This window comes from Sphingopyxis sp. (assembly GCF_034380315.1).
Lineage (GTDB): Bacteria > Pseudomonadota > Alphaproteobacteria > Sphingomonadales > Sphingomonadaceae > Sphingopyxis.
Map to the genome: position 1 here is coordinate 296,424 of NZ_JAXMPB010000005.1, position 17,647 is coordinate 314,070.

At 62.8% G+C, this 17,647-nt stretch carries 21 protein-coding genes; 7 read left to right on the forward strand and 14 right to left on the reverse strand.

The annotated features are described in order from the left end of the window. Nucleotides 1-38: 38 nt before the first annotated feature. The gene (locus tag U0S50_RS11740; RefSeq protein ID WP_322308961.1) at nucleotides 39-1,628 is read left to right on the forward strand and encodes an MDR family MFS transporter; all 1,590 of its coding nucleotides are present in this window, start codon (nucleotides 39-41) and stop codon (nucleotides 1,626-1,628) included. Nucleotides 1,629-1,729: 101 nt separating this feature from the next. Here the strand turns inward: U0S50_RS11740 and U0S50_RS11745 are convergent, their stop codons facing one another. The 12 genes from U0S50_RS11745 to dapB all read right to left on the reverse strand — a co-directional run bounded on the left by U0S50_RS11745 (nucleotide 1,730) and on the right by dapB (nucleotide 10,682). After that, nucleotides 1,730-1,852, reverse strand: a complete 123-nt coding sequence (locus U0S50_RS11745) for a hypothetical protein (RefSeq protein ID WP_322308962.1) — start codon at nucleotides 1,850-1,852, stop codon at nucleotides 1,730-1,732. Beyond that, on the reverse strand, nucleotides 1,849-2,478 hold the full coding sequence (locus U0S50_RS11750) for a DUF2238 domain-containing protein (RefSeq protein WP_322308963.1): 630 nt from the start codon (nucleotides 2,476-2,478) through the stop codon (nucleotides 1,849-1,851). The genes U0S50_RS11745 and U0S50_RS11750 overlap by 4 nt, the downstream gene beginning before the upstream one ends. Further along, the gene (locus U0S50_RS18530; protein ID WP_416194983.1) at nucleotides 2,475-2,924 is read right to left on the reverse strand and encodes a GFA family protein; all 450 of its coding nucleotides are present in this window, start codon (nucleotides 2,922-2,924) and stop codon (nucleotides 2,475-2,477) included. Before U0S50_RS18530 ends, U0S50_RS11750 begins: the two co-directional genes overlap by 4 nt. 7 nt (nucleotides 2,925-2,931) lie before the next feature. Beyond that, complete coding sequence (locus U0S50_RS11755) at nucleotides 2,932-3,957, reverse strand: aspartate-semialdehyde dehydrogenase (protein WP_322308964.1); 1,026 nt, start codon at nucleotides 3,955-3,957, stop codon at nucleotides 2,932-2,934. Between the two features lie 40 nt (nucleotides 3,958-3,997). Continuing rightward, the gene (locus U0S50_RS11760) at nucleotides 3,998-4,516 is read right to left on the reverse strand and encodes a DUF1287 domain-containing protein (protein WP_322308965.1); all 519 of its coding nucleotides are present in this window, start codon (nucleotides 4,514-4,516) and stop codon (nucleotides 3,998-4,000) included. Between the two features lie 203 nt (nucleotides 4,517-4,719). Beyond that, the gene (gene rplS / locus U0S50_RS11765; protein WP_322308966.1) at nucleotides 4,720-5,097 is read right to left on the reverse strand and encodes a 50S ribosomal protein L19; all 378 of its coding nucleotides are present in this window, start codon (nucleotides 5,095-5,097) and stop codon (nucleotides 4,720-4,722) included. Between the two features lie 5 nt (nucleotides 5,098-5,102). Continuing rightward, on the reverse strand, nucleotides 5,103-5,840 hold the full coding sequence (gene trmD / locus U0S50_RS11770; protein WP_322308967.1) for a tRNA (guanosine(37)-N1)-methyltransferase TrmD: 738 nt from the start codon (nucleotides 5,838-5,840) through the stop codon (nucleotides 5,103-5,105). After that, entirely contained in the window at nucleotides 5,837-6,754 is a 918-nt protein-coding gene (locus U0S50_RS11775; RefSeq protein WP_322308968.1) for a LysR substrate-binding domain-containing protein, read from the reverse strand. Before U0S50_RS11775 ends, trmD begins: the two co-directional genes overlap by 4 nt. 278 nt (nucleotides 6,755-7,032) lie before the next feature. Then, on the reverse strand, nucleotides 7,033-8,553 hold the full coding sequence (locus U0S50_RS11780) for a serine hydrolase domain-containing protein (RefSeq protein WP_322308969.1): 1,521 nt from the start codon (nucleotides 8,551-8,553) through the stop codon (nucleotides 7,033-7,035). Nucleotides 8,554-8,687: 134 nt separating this feature from the next. Beyond that, the gene (gene nth, locus U0S50_RS11785; protein ID WP_322308970.1) at nucleotides 8,688-9,338 is read right to left on the reverse strand and encodes an endonuclease III; all 651 of its coding nucleotides are present in this window, start codon (nucleotides 9,336-9,338) and stop codon (nucleotides 8,688-8,690) included. Further along, the gene (locus U0S50_RS11790; RefSeq protein ID WP_322308971.1) at nucleotides 9,335-9,952 is read right to left on the reverse strand and encodes a hypothetical protein; all 618 of its coding nucleotides are present in this window, start codon (nucleotides 9,950-9,952) and stop codon (nucleotides 9,335-9,337) included. Before U0S50_RS11790 ends, nth begins: the two co-directional genes overlap by 4 nt. 4 nt (nucleotides 9,953-9,956) lie before the next feature. Next, nucleotides 9,957-10,682: a 4-hydroxy-tetrahydrodipicolinate reductase gene (dapB, locus tag U0S50_RS11795; protein ID WP_322308972.1), complete on the reverse strand. Its 726-nt coding sequence runs from the start codon at nucleotides 10,680-10,682 to the stop codon at nucleotides 9,957-9,959. Between the two features lie 109 nt (nucleotides 10,683-10,791). Between dapB and U0S50_RS11800 the strand changes: the two genes are divergently transcribed. Further along, complete coding sequence (locus U0S50_RS11800) at nucleotides 10,792-11,496, forward strand: NAD-dependent deacylase (protein ID WP_322308973.1); 705 nt, start codon at nucleotides 10,792-10,794, stop codon at nucleotides 11,494-11,496. Between the two features lie 7 nt (nucleotides 11,497-11,503). Here the strand turns inward: U0S50_RS11800 and tadA are convergent, their stop codons facing one another. After that, the gene (gene tadA, locus U0S50_RS11805) at nucleotides 11,504-11,959 is read right to left on the reverse strand and encodes a tRNA adenosine(34) deaminase TadA (protein ID WP_322308974.1); all 456 of its coding nucleotides are present in this window, start codon (nucleotides 11,957-11,959) and stop codon (nucleotides 11,504-11,506) included. A gap of 128 nt (nucleotides 11,960-12,087) precedes the next feature. Here tadA and rpmB point away from each other — a divergent pair, with 128 nt between their 5' ends. Then, nucleotides 12,088-12,381: a 50S ribosomal protein L28 gene (gene rpmB, locus U0S50_RS11810; RefSeq protein ID WP_120221885.1), complete on the forward strand. Its 294-nt coding sequence runs from the start codon at nucleotides 12,088-12,090 to the stop codon at nucleotides 12,379-12,381. A 36-nt stretch (nucleotides 12,382-12,417) separates the two neighbouring features. Here rpmB and U0S50_RS11815 read toward each other — a convergent pair whose 3' ends face one another. Next, nucleotides 12,418-13,413, reverse strand: a complete 996-nt coding sequence (locus U0S50_RS11815; RefSeq protein WP_322308975.1) for an esterase-like activity of phytase family protein — start codon at nucleotides 13,411-13,413, stop codon at nucleotides 12,418-12,420. 173 nt (nucleotides 13,414-13,586) lie between these two features. Here U0S50_RS11815 and U0S50_RS11820 point away from each other — a divergent pair, with 173 nt between their 5' ends. The 4 genes from U0S50_RS11820 to U0S50_RS11835 all read left to right on the forward strand — a co-directional run bounded on the left by U0S50_RS11820 (nucleotide 13,587) and on the right by U0S50_RS11835 (nucleotide 17,469). Next, a complete protein-coding gene (locus U0S50_RS11820) occupies nucleotides 13,587-13,976 on the forward strand; it encodes a glycine zipper 2TM domain-containing protein (RefSeq protein ID WP_322308976.1) in 390 nt (129 codons plus the stop codon). A 215-nt stretch (nucleotides 13,977-14,191) separates the two neighbouring features. Next, a complete protein-coding gene (locus U0S50_RS11825; protein ID WP_416194984.1) occupies nucleotides 14,192-15,283 on the forward strand; it encodes a Ppx/GppA phosphatase family protein in 1,092 nt (363 codons plus the stop codon). Next, nucleotides 15,280-16,002: an RlmE family RNA methyltransferase gene (locus U0S50_RS11830; RefSeq protein ID WP_322308978.1), complete on the forward strand. Its 723-nt coding sequence runs from the start codon at nucleotides 15,280-15,282 to the stop codon at nucleotides 16,000-16,002. The genes U0S50_RS11825 and U0S50_RS11830 overlap by 4 nt, the downstream gene beginning before the upstream one ends. Nucleotides 16,003-16,005: 3 nt before the next feature. After that, nucleotides 16,006-17,469, forward strand: coding sequence for a S41 family peptidase (locus U0S50_RS11835; protein WP_322308979.1), 1,464 nt, complete (start codon nucleotides 16,006-16,008; stop codon nucleotides 17,467-17,469). The last annotated feature ends 178 nt before the right edge of the window (nucleotides 17,470-17,647 follow it).

Below are 17,647 nucleotides of genomic sequence, written 5' to 3' on the forward strand. Positions count from 1 at the left end.
ATCCCCTTTGCCGCCAAGGCGGCGGCAAGCACCTGGTAATGGCCAGCAAAGCCGTTTCTCGCCGCGCCGCGCCGGCAGCTCTGCCCGCCGACGAATCCATCCCACTACATCAGCGCGTGCGTTATCGGGGGCTGCTCACCGTCGCGGTCATGGGCGCTTCGATCATGCAGATTCTCGACACGACGATCGCCAACGTCGCCATTCCGCACATGCAATCGTCACTGGGAGCGACGGGTGAAACGGTGAACTGGGTCCTTACCAGCTATATCATCGCCAGCGCCGTCGCGATGCCTATCACCGGATGGTTAGCCGACCGCATCGGACGCCGTCAGTTGTTTCTGGCCGCCATCGTCGGTTTCATTCTGACCTCCATGGCCTGCGGGGCCGCACAGAATTTGGAAGAGATGGTGATCTTCCGATTTCTGCAAGGCGTTAGCGCGGCGTTCATCGGCCCGCTCTCGCAATCGGTGATGCTCGACATCAACCCGCCCGAACGCCACGCCCGCGCCATGTCGATCTGGGGCATGGGGATCATGATCGGGCCGATCCTGGGACCTGTGTTGGGTGGCTGGCTGACCGAGCAGGCCAATTGGCGGTGGGTCTTTTACGTCAACCTGCCCGTCGGGATCGTCACGCTGGCGCTGATGTGGGCGCTGCTTCCCGCAACGCCGGCCCGACAACGACGTTTCGACCTTTTTGGCTTTTCGATGCTCGCGCTCGGCCTCGCCGCCTTGCAGTTGATGCTCGACCGCGGCGCCCATGAGGATTGGTTCGACAGCATCGAGATATGGATAGAGCTGGGCGTCTGCATCGCCTGCCTCTGGATGTTTTTCATCCATCTGCTGACCGCCCGGGCACCGTTGTTCAGCCGCGCCATGCTGGCCGACCGCAACCTTGTCACCGCCATGGGCTTCATGATCGTGATCGGCGTGGTGATGTTTGCATCGATGGCGCTGTTACCGCCGATGTTGCAAGGCCTGTTCGGCTGGCCAGTCATAGACACAGGACTGGTGCTTGCGGTGCGCGGCGTCGGCATCCTCATCAGCATGTGGTTCGCCGGCCAGCTGCTCGGCAAGATCGACGCCAGGTGGCTGGTCGGATCGGGCCTCGCTATCGCCGCTTTCTCACTGTGGCAGATGAGCCACTGGTCACTGACGATGGGGATGCAGCCGGTTGTCGTCAGCGGCCTGATCCAGGGGCTTGGCATGGGGCTGATCTTCATCCCGCTCAACACGATCGCCTTTGCGACCATCCCGCCCCAATATCGCACCGACGGGTCGAGCCTGCTCAACCTGTTCCGCAGCATCGGCGCATCCGTCGGCATTTCGATCGTCACGACCCAGCTGGCATCGAACATCCAGACCAGCCACGCCGACCTGGTCACCCATGTCACAAACAGCTCGACCAGCCTGGTCGACGCATCGACCGCCGACCGTTTCGGGACTGCGGGCGATGTGGCGATGGCGATGGTCGATGCAGAAATCAACCGACAGGCGGCGATGATCGCCTATATCAACGATTTTTGGGCGATGATGTGGGTCACGCTGGCGGCCGTACCGCTGGTGCTGCTGTTGCGACCGCCACGCGCCAATAGCCCAAGGGTATCGGCCGCCGACATGGGGCATTAGGCGCCGGAAGCACCAAAGACGAACAGGCTGCCCCTTCCGGTCGCCTTGTCGGGGAGGCGCAGCCCTTCACCGTGGAGCGATACGGCGGTCTTCGCGGACCATCAGCTCAGCGCTGGCGGCGCAGGAGCCATCGCATCGGCATCGCGCCGGGAATCACCAGCCGGTTTGTACGCCGCCGTCAGCAGCAGCACCAATCCCGTCAAACCCGTCAGCCTGCGCATCATTCGCCTTTTCCTCTGCGAGGCAGCGCCAGCACCAATATCGCGCCGAGCGTGGCCAGCGCCATATCCTTTTGCGCGTCCCAGATATCGCCCTGCTGTCCGTTATAGCGATCGGCGGTCTCGCCCGCGGCAACGATGGTCAACAGCCATTCGAAGATTTCATATAGGCAGGATATGCCGAGCACCCAGCCCAGTACAACAAGTGCCGCGCCGCGCGCACCCATCCCGCCCCAGCGCCGCGCAATTTCAGCCACTGGAACGACCGACAGGGCGCCAAAGGCGAAATGCACCAGCCGGTCATAATGGTTGCGGGTCCAGTCGAATACGTCGGAAATACTTGTGCCCGCGAGCGACCGCGTCCAATCATCATAGGGAACATTGCTGTAGGCATAACGCCCTCCAAGCGTATGGAGCGCAAGAAAGACGACGATGCACGCTAGCGCCGGGGTCGACAGGGGCCAGCGTCGCAGCAGCGCAGGTGAAGCAACCAGCAGCAGCATTGTCGGCAGATGCTGGAGCAACGCGACTTCGGGATAGGGCTGGTCGATCTGGGCAAGAAGCAACAGTATCAGCAGCAGGCCCAGCAGTCTGCTTTGCGTGCGTGGCCGCGTCGAGTTCGCTTCCTTCACCAACCCAAGCCTATTTCGTCAGTGCTGCAAAAAATTCTTCGGGCTGCGGCCCTTCGGGCCATTGGGGAACCCCCCTCGGGCAGCATGATCCAGTCCTGCTTGTAGGCGACGTAGATATGTGCCCTGCAATCGAGTTCAGCGGTCTGATCGAGCGTTCCAGCGCGGATGATCGCGAGACCGGGTCGCCGGGTGTTGGTGTTGTAAATGCGCGTGTGACACGTCGCGCAGATGCGCTGCATCGCGATGCTATCCCCCGTTCCTATTTCATAGACGATGATCGGCCCCGCAACGGCCAGCGCGCCCTCCCGCGCCAGCGCCTGCAGGCTGAACGCGCTACCGCTCCATCGCTGACATTGGTGACAGTGGCATGCATAAACAGGCAGCTGCGTTTCAGACTCGACCTCATATCGAACCGCACCGCACCGACAGCCGCCTGTTATGCTCATGACCGCATTAGCCCTTTTTGAGGTGCCTCCGGCCGAGCAGTTCGGCGATCTGCACTGCGTTCAGCGCCGCACCTTTGCGCAGGTTATCCGAAACGCACCAGAAAGCGAGGCCGTTTTCGACCGTCGGATCTTCGCGAACACGCGACACGAAGGTCGCGAAATCACCGACGCATTCGACCGGGGTGATGTAGCCGCCGTCCTCGCGCTTGTCGTGAAGCACAACGCCAGGAGCCTCGCGCAGCAAGCGCTGCGCATCCTCGGCAGACAGTTCCTTTTCGGTTTCGACGTTGATCGATTCCGAATGACCGACGAACACGGGCACGCGGACGCAGGTCGCCGTCACCTTGACCTTGGGATCAAGGATCTTCTTGGTCTCGACGACCATCTTCCATTCTTCCTTGGTCGAACCGTCGTCGAGGAACTTATCGATGTGCGGGATCACGTTGAAAGCGATCTGCTTGGTGAACTTGCTGATATCCTTTTCGTCGCCGACAAAAATCTGGCGCGTCTGGTTCCACAGCTCATCCATGCCCGCCTTGCCAGCGCCCGAAACCGACTGATAGGTCGAAACGACTACGCGCTTGATCGTCGCAGCATCATGCAGCGGCTTCAGCGCGACGACCATCTGCGCGGTCGAGCAATTGGGGTTCGCGATGATGTTCTTTTTCGTATAGCCGTCGATGGCGTCGGGGTTCACCTCCGGCACGATGAGCGGCACGTCGGGGTCCATGCGATAGAGCGAGCTATTGTCGATCACGACACAGCCCGCCGCCGCGGCCTTGGGCGCGTGGATCGCGGTCGCGTCGCTACCGATCGCGAAGATCGCCATATCCCAGCCCGACCAGTCGAAATTCTCGATATTCTGGCATTTCACGGTTTTTCCGGTATCGCCAATCTCGATCTCGTCGCCCTGGCTGCGCGACGATGCGACCGCCGCCAGCTCGTCATAGGGAAATTCGCGCTCAGCGAGAATGGCGAGCACTTCACGCCCGACATTGCCCGTGGCTCCGGCGACAACGATACGATAACCCATTTACTCACTCCTCAGTGCAAGAACTCGGTTGAAATTCTGATCAGACTTTCCAGCGGAAATGGCCGGTCAGCGGGTGGTCGAAGAGCGCGTCCTCCTCACGCGCGCCGCGACCGATGTTGTGGATCACAAGCGGGCGCCCCGCTGCCGTCGTTCGATCTGACACAATCCCTGTGTGCGGGAGGCGTCCGCCGGTCATCGAGGTAAAGATATCGCCCGGCCGCCAATCGGCGGGGTCGGCAGACACAGGCAGCCGCGCGCGCTGGCGTGTCCAATAGACCGCCAGATTGGGCACGCGGCGATGATCGATATTACGGTCGGGTCGGCGCAGCCCCCAATTTTTCGGGTAAGCCGCGAAGTCGCCCTTCATGTCGGCGTTGACGAGCGCCTGCAGGTCGGCGCCGAAGGCATCGCGATAGGCGCGGATAATGACGTCGGTACACACACCCTTCACCCGGTCGACGTCACCGTCGGGGAAGGGCAGCGCGCGGTAGGCGGCATCATAGCGAAGCGTGACGCCGACCTGTCGCCGCGCCGCGGCAACAAGGCGCGCGGCGTTCACCGCAGGGGCGCCTAGCGCACCGCTGGCCAGCCCAAACAGCCCAAAGCACAGCCCCGCGCCGAGGACGGCGCGCCTGTGTGGCTGAAGGGACGGGGGTGGCTGTATCAGATTCATTTCGCCCAAAAGAAAACGACCGGCTCTGCCTGTTGGCGGAACCGGTCGTTTTGGAAAGCTGTTTCGGCTTTGGTGTGGAGAAGCTCTCCTTAGCCTTCGCCGGCTTCCGACCGGTAATCGCGGCGCTCCGCAATACGTGCCGATTTACCAGTGCGACCACGCAGATAGTAAAGCTTCGCACGACGGACAGCGCCCTTGCGGACGACGGTAATCGAATCGATGTTCGGCGAATAAAGCGGAAAAACGCGCTCAACACCTTCGCCGAACGACAGTTTGCGCACGGTGAAGTTGGAGCCCATGCCCTTGTTCGAGCGCGCGATGCACACACCCTCGAAATTCTGGACACGGGTGCGTTCGCCTTCAACAACGCGCACACCGACACGCAGCGTGTCGCCGGGGCGGAAGGTCGGGATTTCTTTGCCAGCCTTGGCGATTTCTTCGGCTTCGATCGTCTGGATGAGGTTCATGTCCTCTAGTCCTTTTTCTTTCGCCGCGCGCCAGAGGCAGGTCGGTCCCGAGCGCCCTCATGGCGCTCCCAAAGGTCCGTCCTGCGTAACCGTGTGTCTTCCTCCGCCCTTTGTTTCCGCCAGGCGGCGATCTTCGCATGATCCCCCGATCGCAGCACTTCGGGGATCATGCGCCCTTCCCATATAGCGGGCCGGGTATAATGCGGATATTCGAGCAAACCGTCCTCGAACGATTCGTCGTCTCCGCTAGAAGCCGCGCCCATTACGCCGGGAAGCAGCCGAATGCAAGCGTCGAGCAGCATCAGCGCGGCCATCTCACCACCTGACAGGATGATGTCACCCATTGACAGTTGTTCGATAGGGCGCGCATCGAAAATCCGCTCGTCAAAGCCTTCGAAACGGCCGCACAGGATAATCACGCCGGAACCTTCGGCCAACGAACGCACCCGCGCCTGCGTAACCGGCGCACCGCGCGGGGTCATCGCCAGGACAGGCAACCCAGGGTGCGTAGCCATCGCATGGTCGATCGCCGCACCGAGAACATCGGCTTTCAACACCATACCCGCACCGCCGCCCGCGGGCGTATCGTCAACGGTGCGATGCTTGTCGGTCGCAAAATCGCGTATCTGCACGGGCAGGCAGGACCATGTCCCCGCCTCCAACGCGCGTCCCGCCATGCTGTGCCCCAGGGGACCGGGGAAGATGTCGGGATAAAGGGTCAGGGGAACGGCGGTGAAGGTCATGGCAGCGGTTCCCATAGCCGCTCAGGAAGCAGGTGGCGATCTGCTTCGAGCTCCTCGCGCAGCCATTCGCGAAAACGCTCAATCTTGCGTACCCCCACCCGGCTTTCCGGGTGAACCAGATAATAAGCCGATCCCGGAAGGAAAAGCGTATCAAACGGCTGAACCAGGCGCCCGCTGTCGAGTTCGGCGCGCCAGAAGAGGGGTGACATCAGCGCGATGCCATAGCCTCCCTCGACCGCGCTCGCCTCCTCAATCTGGCTGTCAAACTCGATCCCGGCACGCGGCGGCAACGGTTCGCCAATGCCGGTTTCGGCAAGCCAGCTCGACCACCAGGGATCGCTGGGCGCGACCCGCTCAACACGCAACAGGTCGGCCGGGGTTGATACCCGGTGCTCAGCCCGAAAGGCGGGCGAACATATCGGCGTGACATGGCTGCGGAACAGGAAGTCGGCGCGCAGCCCCGGCCAATGGCCGGCACCGACGCGCAACCCAACGTCGACCCCGCCCGCCCCCAGATCAACCATCATGTTTGTCTGGGTCAGGCGCACCGCAAGATCGGGGTGTCGAAGCTGGAAGCGACCGATGCGAGAACTGAGCCATGTGCCGCCGAAACTGACCGCCGCGCTGATTGTCAGCACATTATCATCGTCACCCTGCAACGCAGCGAACGCATCGGCGATAGAGGCGAAGGCGCCGCTGAGCGCCGGAAGCAAACGATACCCGGCCTCCGACAAGCGCACCCGCCCCTTGTCGCGTACAAACAGCGGTCGGCCCAGGCGATCCTCGAGCTGGCGGATCTGATAGCTGACCGCAGCTTGGGTCATCCCCAATTCCTCCGCCGCGCGCGAGAAATTCTGGTGGCGCCCTGCGGCCTCAAAGACCCGGATAGCAGCAAGAGGCGGCAGTTTTCGCATCAGCCATATAAGGCACACCTATAATATGGCACAAAGCTTTTGTTGGAAACCCTGTGCGCGAACGCCCAATTTGCGATCGGTCGATAGACAGGAGATGACCGATGAAAGACGACATGTGGATGCAAGCCTGGAACGAGGCTCACCCGAACTTCAGTGCCGACGTGGACCGGGGTCTCGCGCGCCTTCGCACTAGCTTTAGCCGCCTTATCCGCGGTGTCCGCGCAGTGCCCGCCGCCGCAAGGTCGCGGACGGCGAAACATTGATCCCGCTTATGCCACCTACCCCGCCGGCGGCGGCACGACTCGCAGGCGTAGTGCCTGGATCGTCGCCGGCGTGGTAGGCGCGAGCAGCAATCCGCCATCCAGCTTGCCTCTTTCGCAATCGAGTCGGAAGGTCGCCGACAAGGCCCCCGTCGCAGTAAGCGCACTCTCTGCGGTACAGCTGCCAACCTCAGCCTTCAGGCGTGCCAGTTCGGCCGCCCAATTTTCTGCCGAACGATCCATCAGGAAATTGACAGCAAGCCGCCCATCGAGCGGCGAAAGATCACCCGCAGCATAGGCTGCCTGCACAGCGCCGAACATATCGGCAACCACGGTCGAGACAGGCACTGGCCGCGCCTCCAACAGCCCCTCCCGGTCGAGCAGCACCGCCGTATCCCATGCCGGCGCTGACGGCCCCGAATAGGTCCGGTTCGCCAGCGCGAAAACCCCGACACCGCGATCGGGCATCAGCATGACATGGCTGCCATAGCCGGGGTAGCCGCCGCCATGTGCCAAGGTGAGGCCGAGATCGCAATCCTGCGCCACCCGCCATCCCATGCCATAGGCGGCTGCCTGCTTGCACGCGGTGGCGCCGCTTGACCCGATGCGGTTCGACACCGTCATGAAATTCAGCCCCTGCGCCATTTCCCTTACGCTGGCGCGCAATACGGGTCCCGCGTCCTCTCCATCGCGCGGCGGCCAGGCCGACAGCAGAAAACCAACCCATTTGGCATAATCGTCGGCGGTGGTGACGAGTCCACCCATCGCGCCGAAGGCTCCGTCGCGCATCTCAGGCTCCTCGGACCACGCCTCGTTTTCCCAACGATATCCAATGGCGAGCCTTTCGCGTGGGACTTCGCTCACCTCGAAAGTCGTCGCCGCCATTCCAAGCGGGGTCAGGATGCGCCGCGTCACATAGGCGGAATAGGGCATTCCCGACGCGCTCGCGACGATCCGGCCAAGCAGCGCATAGCCGAAATTCGAATATTCAAAACCGGTCTGCGGCGCCCGGCTGAACGGCACCCCGGCGGCAATCATGCGCGCAAAGGCGTCGTGCGGCAGCGCTTGCTGCCGATCGCCCCACGGATCGTCGGTGACGAGCCCTCCGACATGCTGCAACAGGTCGCGCACCCGGATGCGCGGGCTGTCCGCCGTCGGATAGGTCCAGCCCTTCATTTCAGGAATATAGGATTCGGCCAGGTCGTCGAGGCGTAGTTTCCCTTCGTCGCGCAGTTGCAGGATAGCCAGCGCGGTGAAGGCCTTGGTCATCGAGGCGATGCGAAAGCGCGTTTCAGTCGTCACCGGCCGTTTTTCGGTCAGGTCCTGCACCCCGATGCCCCTGACATAGACCAAACGTCCATCCCGGATCACGCCATAGATCATGCCGGGGATATGTGCCTGCGCCTGATAATCGGCAAAGAGGCCATCGATCTGCGGCGACAGTTCCTCGACCGTCGGCCGTACCACGGGTTCCTGCGCCGATGCGGACGTGCCGCCCCCGATCATCAGCAGGCAAGCAAGTCCCGATTTCCAGCGCATGACAGTCTCCGACAGAAAAATAAAGTGGCGGACAGTGCTACAGCGCCTTTCCCTTGACACAAGATGCTATCGCGCCGACTTCGGTTCAGGCAGGGGCGTCGCATGGCGAACCCGGCGGCCAGACAACAGAAGAATCAGCCCCGCGCCTTTGGCGCCGCGGTCTTTGGCTTGTACCGGCACAGATCGGCGACCGGGCAACGCCAGCATTCAGGCGTTCGCGCCTTGCAGATATAGCGGCCGTGCAGGATCAGCCAATGATGCGCCCCAACCCGGAACGGAACCGGCGTGCCCTTTTCCAGCGCTTTTTCGACCGCGAGTACGGTCTTGCCAGGCGCCAAGCCTGTGCGATTGCCGACCCGAAAGATATGCGTGTCGACCGCAAACGTCTCCGCACCAAAGGCGCAATTCATCACGACATTGGCGGTCTTTCGCCCCACGCCGGGAAGTCCGACGAGCGTATCGCGATCAGCCGGAACCTCGCCGCCATGGTCGCGGACAAGTATGTCGCTGAGCGCAATGACATTCTTCGCCTTGGCGTTGAAGAGGCCGATCGTCTTGATATGCTCCTTCAAACCCTCTTCGCCAAGGTCGATCATCTGCTGCGGCGTTTTCACCGCCGCGAACAAGCGCCGGGTCGCCTTGTTGACCCCCACGTCGGTCGCTTGCGCCGATAACACGACAGCGACGAGCAACTGATAGTGATTGCCGAACGCCAGCTCGGTTTCGGGACTCGGGTTGAGTTCGGCGAGACGGCGATAGAATTCGAAGATATCGGCTTTTTTCATCGAACATTTTCGCCACTTACCATCGACCGCTCTGACACTTTGGCGATCTCCAGAAACCAATGAATATCGTCGTCCGATAACACCAGTCGACGCACCCAGGCAGGATGCGACACTGCGGGTTCCGCAAACATTCCAAATCGCGCTTCCCAACCGCTCTTCAGCTTTTTCAGCCAGTGGGCGTTGCCGTGCTTAAAATAATTCGCAGCATAGCAAAGGGCATTAATGTCAGCATGAAGCGGGATGTCCCGCTTCCGGGCATCTTCCTTCAACTGCTCTTGCCGTCGATTGGCCTCGCCCGCCTCGCTCGGAACATTCTTCTCCCAGTGATGATAGATCGCGATACAGATCGCAGCGCGCAATTCCGTCAAGGCGTCATCGATCAGCTGTTGTTCGAGCCGATAGAGGTCGCCCTGCTCCCAAAGCTTATGCCCCTCTTCCCACTCACCGATCCGCGGATAGCCCGCACCGGTCGCGCGGTCATATTCCCGTGTACAATCGGAAAGATCCACGCGTTGGTGTTCAAGCGAGGTTTTTGCGGCTTGATACATGAGTCCAATCGCACGCAAGCCATTGGCGTAATTATAGGCCCCTAGATCGACATTTAAGCGGGCCATCGCATTACAGCCCCAGCACCTGCGGCATGATGTAGCGCCCCGGTTTCTGGCGGGTCAGCCACAATGCCGCACGCACCGCGCCGCGGGCGAAGATCATACGGTTTTCGGCGCGGTGCGCCAAAGTGATCATCTCTTCCGGCCCGGCGAAGATCACGTCATGGTCGCCCGCGACGGTGCCCCCGCGTAGGCTGGCAAAGCCAACCTTGCCGTGCCCCCGCGCGCCGGTTACGCCGTCGCGTCCGCGTTCGGAACAGCGGGCCAGATCGATGCCGCGCCCCTCGGCGGCCGCCTGCCCCAACAACAGCGCCGTACCGCTGGGGGCGTCGACCTTCATCCGGTGATGCATCTCGACAATCTCGATGTCCCATTCGGGGTCGAGCCGCGCCGCCGCCTCGCGCACCAGATGCGCGAGCAGCGTGACGCCGAGCGACGTATTGCCAGTCTGGAGCACCGCGATGTCGCGCGCTGCATCGTCGATCAGATAATGGTGCCGCTCCTCCAGCCCCGTCGTGCCGATGACGATCGGCGTTTTCCCGGCAATGCAGGCGTCGAGCGTGGCCTCCAGCGCTGCGGGCGATGAAAAGTCGACGAACACGTCGGCGCGCGCCAAGAGGCCCGCGATATCACCGCCCTTGTCGACCCCGCAATGCCCGTGCCCCGCCTCGGCCGCGGCGGCGGCGAGCGCCACACCCATCCGCCCCTGGCTTCCGACGATCCCGATACTGGTCATGACCTTGTCCCCGTTCGCCCCGAGCTTGCCCGGAAGCGGTCCTTGTTCCATGACGCCATAGGGGGAAGAATGGTCCTTCGACAAGCGCAGGACAAACGGAGTTCAGGCTTTGCGCGGTATTCAGAACATCGTCGTGTTGACCGGAGCGGGTGTTTCGGCCGAAAGCGGCATCGATACATTTCGCGATGGTGGCGGATTGTGGGAACAGCACCGGGTAGAGGATGTCGCCACCCCGGACGCCTTTGTCCGCAACCCCGATCTGGTCCATCGCTTTTATGATGCACGGCGGGCGGCGATCCAGACCAAGGCGCCCAATGCCGCACATGACGCGCTGGCCCGGCTCGACGCCGGCTGGACCGGCGAGTTGCTGATCATAACGCAGAATGTTGACGACCTGCACGAGCGTGCGGGCGCAAAGCGACTGATCCATATGCACGGCGAACATCTGAACGCCTGGTGCACGGCCTGCGACCAGCGCAGCCGCTGGACCGCACCGCTGCTCGACCGACCGGCGTGCCCCGCCTGCGGCATGGTAGGATATCTCCGCCCCGACGTCGTATGGTTCGGCGAAATGCCCTATCATATGGATGCCATCCATCACGCACTTAACAGAGCCGACCTGTTCGTATCGATCGGAACGTCGGGCGCGGTATATCCCGCCGCCGGATTCGTCCGCGAGGCGCGCCAGTCCGGCGCACGAACGCTGGAACTGAACATGGAACCGAGTCAGGGGAGCCACTGGTTCGCAGAGGCGCGCCACGGCCCAGCCACTCACCTGGTGCCGCAGTGGGTCGATCAGATGTTGGGGACCTGATCCGCCTTTATCGCCGCTCCAGGAAAAAGATACGCAGCAGCGCCGCCGCCTCGGCCGCGCCCAGCCCTTCATAGATTTCGGGACGATGGTGGATCGTCGGCTGGGCGAAGACGCCCGGGCCGTGCGCGACCGCACCGCCCTTTGGATCGTCAGCGCCGTAGTAAAGCCGCGCAATACGGGCGTGAGCGATCGCCCCCGCACACATCGCACAGGGTTCGAGCGTCACATAGAGATCGCATCCGTCGAGCCGTTCATTGCCCAGCGCCGCCGCTGCTGCGCGAATCGCGACGATTTCAGCGTGCGCGGTGGGGTCGTGCGATTCGCGCGGGCGGTTATGGCCTTCGCCGATAATCTTGCCATCCTTGACGACGACCGCGCCGACCGGCACTTCGCCCCGTTCGGCGGCGATCCGCGCCAGATCGAGCGCTCGGCGCATGGGTTCGGGAAGCGGGAAATTGGCCATGTGCCTCCCGCTAGTCCCTTGACGAATCTCCGGCAAGCGGATAAGCGCGCGCCTTTCCCGGCCCAACCGGTCCCTTCGGCGCGTTTGCGCCAACCGGCACGCCGACCAGATTTTGTGAGGAAGAAACAATGTCGCGCATTTGCGAACTGACCGGCAAGGGCCGCCAGATTGGCCACAATGTCAGCCACGCCAACAACAAGACGAAGCGCACCTTCCTGCCCAATTTGCAGAATGTGACGCTGCTGTCGGACGCGCTCGGCAAGGGCGTGAAGCTGCGCGTGTCGACGCACGGCCTGCGCTCGGTCGAACATAACGGCGGTCTGGACAACTGGCTGCTGAAGGCCGGCGACGATCAGCTGTCGGCGAACGCCCGCAAGCTTAAGAAGGAAGTGGCGAAGAAGCTGGCTGAAAAGGCCGCCTAAGCCGCTCATTCTCGCAAAAACAAAGGGGCGGCCCGGTTACGGCGCCGCCTTTTTGCTGTCCGCGCCTTGCGGCGGAGGCAGAGCATCCACTTCGAACTGGACAAGCAGACTGCGTTGCCAGCCGTTATAATTATGGTCGGACACCAGCCAGACAAAAACACGTCCATCAACTTCCTCGACCGCCGCCCCTTCGTAATTTTCAGCAACGGGCGCGGGCACTCTACCGACGGCACGCGAGCGAACAATGGCATTCGGCGTCAGGTCAGCAGGATCGACCAACGCGAGAATTGTCGTGAACACCGGCCGAAAACCGAGGCGGCGATGGACGAGAAGGATACGCCCATCGGGCAACAGCGCCGCATCACTGACTCGTCCCTTGCCCCGCGCATCATAGAAAAAGCGAATCGGCGCCGGGCCCGGCACCGCCGGATCACCGCTATAGATCAGCGCCTCGCGCGCACCCTGCTTGCCGCGCGCATTCTCGGAGAAAATGACCGTACGCCCGTCGCGCAGTCGCACCATTGCTTCCGCTCCACTATTGGCCGGCCAACCCGGTTTCGGCAGGCGCCCACGCGATTCGACGCGCCGATATTCGGAATCAAGGCGCCAAATCTGGTCGATCCCTTCGAGCGCAATCCAGCGGCGCTTGCTGACAGAATCGACCGCAAGCGCCTCCGCGTCGACCATCGCCTTGCGCCGGGAGTGTCCGGTCGGCAGCGGCAACGGCGCGATCCGGACATCCCGGACTTCCCCATCGCGACCAATCGTTAGGCGCGTTACATACCCGCTGTCTCCCACTAGCTCGAACCGACCGGGGCCGGTTTTGGCCAAGCCCGAGAAACTGCCGAACAAGCTGTGCGGGCTGGTGAGCTCCCATCCTCGCACGAAGCGAAGCCCTGTACTCGACGCCGCGCGCGGCAGGGGCACGGCCTGGACCGCCTGAGTCGTATCGCGCGCGGGAAAACGCTGATGCGTCCCAACGACCGGGCCCAGAATAAGAAAAAGCAGCAGGGCAAGAAACAGGCGGCGCATCGCGCACCTGCGATACGCCGCCGAAACCGCGTCGCACAAGCCCAATCCCCTCTGCCAAGATGAACGCCAGCCAACAAGCATGTTCAGCCAGCGCTCAAAACGAATCGGGCAAAACCAAATGCATAGGAGCCAATGCCCCCACCAAGGGCCGAACATGCAGAAGGAGAAACACCATGATCAAGATGACCACCCTCTCCGTCGCCGCCCTGATGTCCGCCGCGACGCTGGGCCTTGCCTCTCCCGCCGCGGCTTATGACGGATATTATGACCGCGACGGATATTCGCGCCACTATGCCGGTTATGATCGCGACGACCGCCGCTATGACCGGTATGATCGACGCGACTATCGGCGCGATCGACGCGACCGCCGTTATCATCGCGATCGCTATCGCCGTTGCGACAACGGCACCGGCGGCACCGTCATCGGCGCGATCGCGGGCGGCCTCGCCGGCCATGAAATTGCCGGTCGCGGTGACAAGACCGTGGGCACGATCATTGGCGGCGCCGTCGGCGCGCTGGCTGGCCGCGCCATCGACAAGGGGAATGACGGCTGCCGCCGCTGAGCCGCAAGCCCGACCTCCAATAACTTTCCTCTCCCTTGCCCCGTCCGGCCTGTTGGCCGGGCGGGGTTTCTCTTGCTCCGCGCCCCCACCCGGCGCCCACCCGGCGCCCACCGGCCGCGATGCGGCTTGCCATCGCCGCGGGGGAAGCCTAGGCTTGGCTCCAAGTGCACGTCCGCACATCTGCGGGCGCGTGATTTGGACAGGTTACAATAGCCATGCGGCAAATGGCAGCGCCAACAGGGCGACCGCCGCGGCCCGGACCGACGGTGGGCGGACGCAACAGGACCGCGAGCGATTTTCGCTCCAGGCCTTCGGTACGATCGCGCAGCTATGCGGCGATCGACCTCGGTACCAACAATTGCAGACTTCTGATCGCGCGCGCCGAAGGCGGCGAGCTGATGGTAATCGACGCCTTTTCGCGGATCGTCCGATTGGGCGAAGGCCTGCACGGCAGCGGACGGATCAGCGAGGCCGCTATCGACCGCACCGTCGCTGCGTTGGCAGTTTGCGCCGACAAACTGCGCCGGCGCCACGTCACCCTGTCGCGCGCCGTGGCGACCGAAGCGTGCCGCCGCGCAAACAATGCCGATGAACTGGCGCGCCGGGTGCGCAAGGAAACCGGCATCGTATTAGACATCATCTCTGCTGCGGAAGAAGCACGGCTCGCCGTGCTCGGCTGCCATAATCTGATGGAGCCCGGCGATGGCCCGGCCCTGATCTTCGACATCGGCGGCGGATCAACCGAACTGATGCGCGTCGACGTGTCCGACCGCGATGTCGCGATCCACGATTGGATCAGCATCCCGTGGGGCGTCGTGTCGCTGACCGAACACGCCCCACTGTCCGAGGACAGCCTTGCCGCGCGGCAGGCAAGCTACGCCCATATGCGCGCGGTAACACGCGACGCCTTTGCCGAGTTTGCTGGGCGCGCTGAACGCTTCGCTGGCCAATCGCTGCGCCTGCTCGGCACCAGCGGCACGGTCACAACGCTCGCCAGCGTCTTCCTCGATCTCCCGCGGTACGACCGGCGCGCGGTTGACGGCCTGTCGGTTCCGGCCGATGCGATGCGCGGGATCAGTCGCCGTCTGGCGGAAGCGAGTCTGGTCGACCGCGCCGATATCGCCTGCATAGGGCGCGAGCGCGCCGATCTGGTTGTCGCAGGCTGCGCGATTCTGGAAAGCATCATCGACCTATGGCCCGCCGCACGGGTGGGTGTCGCCGATCGCGGCATTCGCGAAGGCATTTTGCGAACCCTGGCCATGCAAGGCCGAGACATTCCCGTTACCCGCCGAGAGTTTCGTCGATGAGCAATGGCAAGAAGAAGGGCGGCGGCAACGGCCGCGGCGGCCTGCATGAGCGGGTCAAGACCGCGCGGCGGCGTACCGCATCGTCGACCCGCTGGCTGCAGCGTCAACTGAACGACCCCTATGTCCGGCGCGCCCAGGCCGAAGGCTATCGCTCGCGCGCCGCGTACAAGCTGATCGAACTCGACGAGAAATTCGCCTTTCTGAAAAAGGCGCGCGCCGTCGTCGATCTGGGCATCACGCCCGGTGGCTGGTCGCAGGTTGTGCGCAAAGGCAATCCCCGCGCGCGCGTGGCGGGCATCGACCTGCTCGCCTGTGAGCCGATCGAGGGGGTTCACATCCTCGAGATGGATTTCATGGACGATGCCGCACCCGACGCACTGATCGACGCACTGGGCGGCGCCCCCGATCTCGTCATTTCGGACATGGCCGCAAACACCGTCGGCCATCCGCAAACCGACCATCTGCGTACTATCGCGCTGGCCGAAACCGCTGCCGATTTCGCGGTTCAGAACCTTTTACCCGGCGGCGCCTTCGTCGCCAAAGTGTTCGCTGGCGGCGCCGATCGCGAGTTGTTGACGTTGCTCAAGCGTCATTTCACAAGTGTCAAACACGCCAAGCCCCCGGCAAGCCGAAAGGGCTCGCCGGAGCTATATGTCATTGCGCAGGGGTTCAAAGGACGCACAACCGATCCGGAAGGACGCCGCGCCGACGGGGAGTAAGCAATGATTCGCAGGTCGAAGTACGCGATCACCGCCATGACACTTGGCGCCCTGATGCTGGCATCTTGCGGAGGGGGCGATGGCGGCGGGAACGGTTCGGGCCCGATCAGTTCGACCCCGACACCTTCACCAACCCCGACACCGACCTGCGGCATTGCAGCGCGCCAGGCCTTTGCCAAGGCGGTGATCGACGAATGGTATCTGTTCCCCGGCGATGTCGCCGGCGGCGTAAACTCCGCGAGCTTCAACGACGTCCAATCCTATATTGACGCGCTGGTCGCCCCGGCGCGGGCACAGGGCAAGGATCGCTATTTCACCTACATCACCTCGATTGCAGAGGAGAATGCCTTCTTCAACAGCGGTTCAAGCGCCGGGTTCGGCATGCGCATGGCCTATGACGCGGGGGCACAACAGGTCGTGATTACCGAAGCCTATGAAAGTGCCCCCGCGCTTGCTGCGGGCATAGACCGCGGCACCCGGATTCTGGCGATCGGTACCACCTCGGCCAATCTGCGGACCATCGCCGCAATCGTCGCAGCCGAGGGCACTGCGGGCATCACCAACGCGCTGGGACCAAGCGATCCCGGGGTGGCGCGTGTGCTGCGGATCAGCGACGCGGGCGGAACGCGCGAGGTATCGGTGACAAAGGCCGATTACAGCCTCGACCCGGTATCGGACCGCTATGGCGCAAAGCTGATCAGCGAAGGCGGTCGGACCTATGGCTACCTGAACCTGCGTAGCTTCATATCGTCGGCGAACGACCAGTTGCGCGCCGCTTTTCTGAACTTTCGCAACCAGGACGTCACCGACGTCATCATCGATTTTCGATACAATGGCGGCGGCCTGGTTTCGACCGCCGAATTGATGGGCGATCTGCTCGGACGCAACCGGAATGCGAGCGACATATTTTCGCAGACCAATTTCCGGACGTCGAAGGCATCGCGTAACGAACAGCATTTGTTCACGTCCCGGCCCGAATCGATCGCGCCGACCCGGATCGCCTTCATCGGTACCGGATCGACCGCTTCGGCAAGCGAACTGGTGATCAACGGCATGCTGCCGTGGCTAGGGACCAACATGACGCTGGTCGGCAGCAATACCTACGGCAAGCCGGTCGGCCAGATCGCTCTCGACAAGGCCGAATGCGACGACCGGATGCGGGTGGTCGCATTTGCCACGGCCAATTCAACGGGGCAAGGCGACTATTACAACGGTTTAGCATCCAAGATCGCCAATAGCTGTGCGGCCGCCGACGATCTCAGCTTCCCACTCGGCGACCCGCGCGAAGCATCGCTGCGCGCTGCGATCGACTTTCTATCCGGGCAAAGCTGCACCGCCCGTATATCGAGCGTCGGAACCCGTACCGCATCGACCCGCGACAGCGCTCCGGCCGTTGCGACCGAACCGGCACCGCTCGTCCCCGAAAAACCGAACGCCGCCCAGCGCGAGTTGCCCGGCCTGTTCTAGAGACTTAGGCGCAACAAAACCCCAGCCATGGCCGGGCCTTTATAGCATGATATATTGTCGAAAAACTGGAGCGGGCGAAGGGATTCGAACCCTCGACCCCAACCTTGGCAACTTGATCGTGACACTTTTCGATTTCTTCCTTTTCTACGCCACTGCCCCATAATTGCTTATTTTCTTG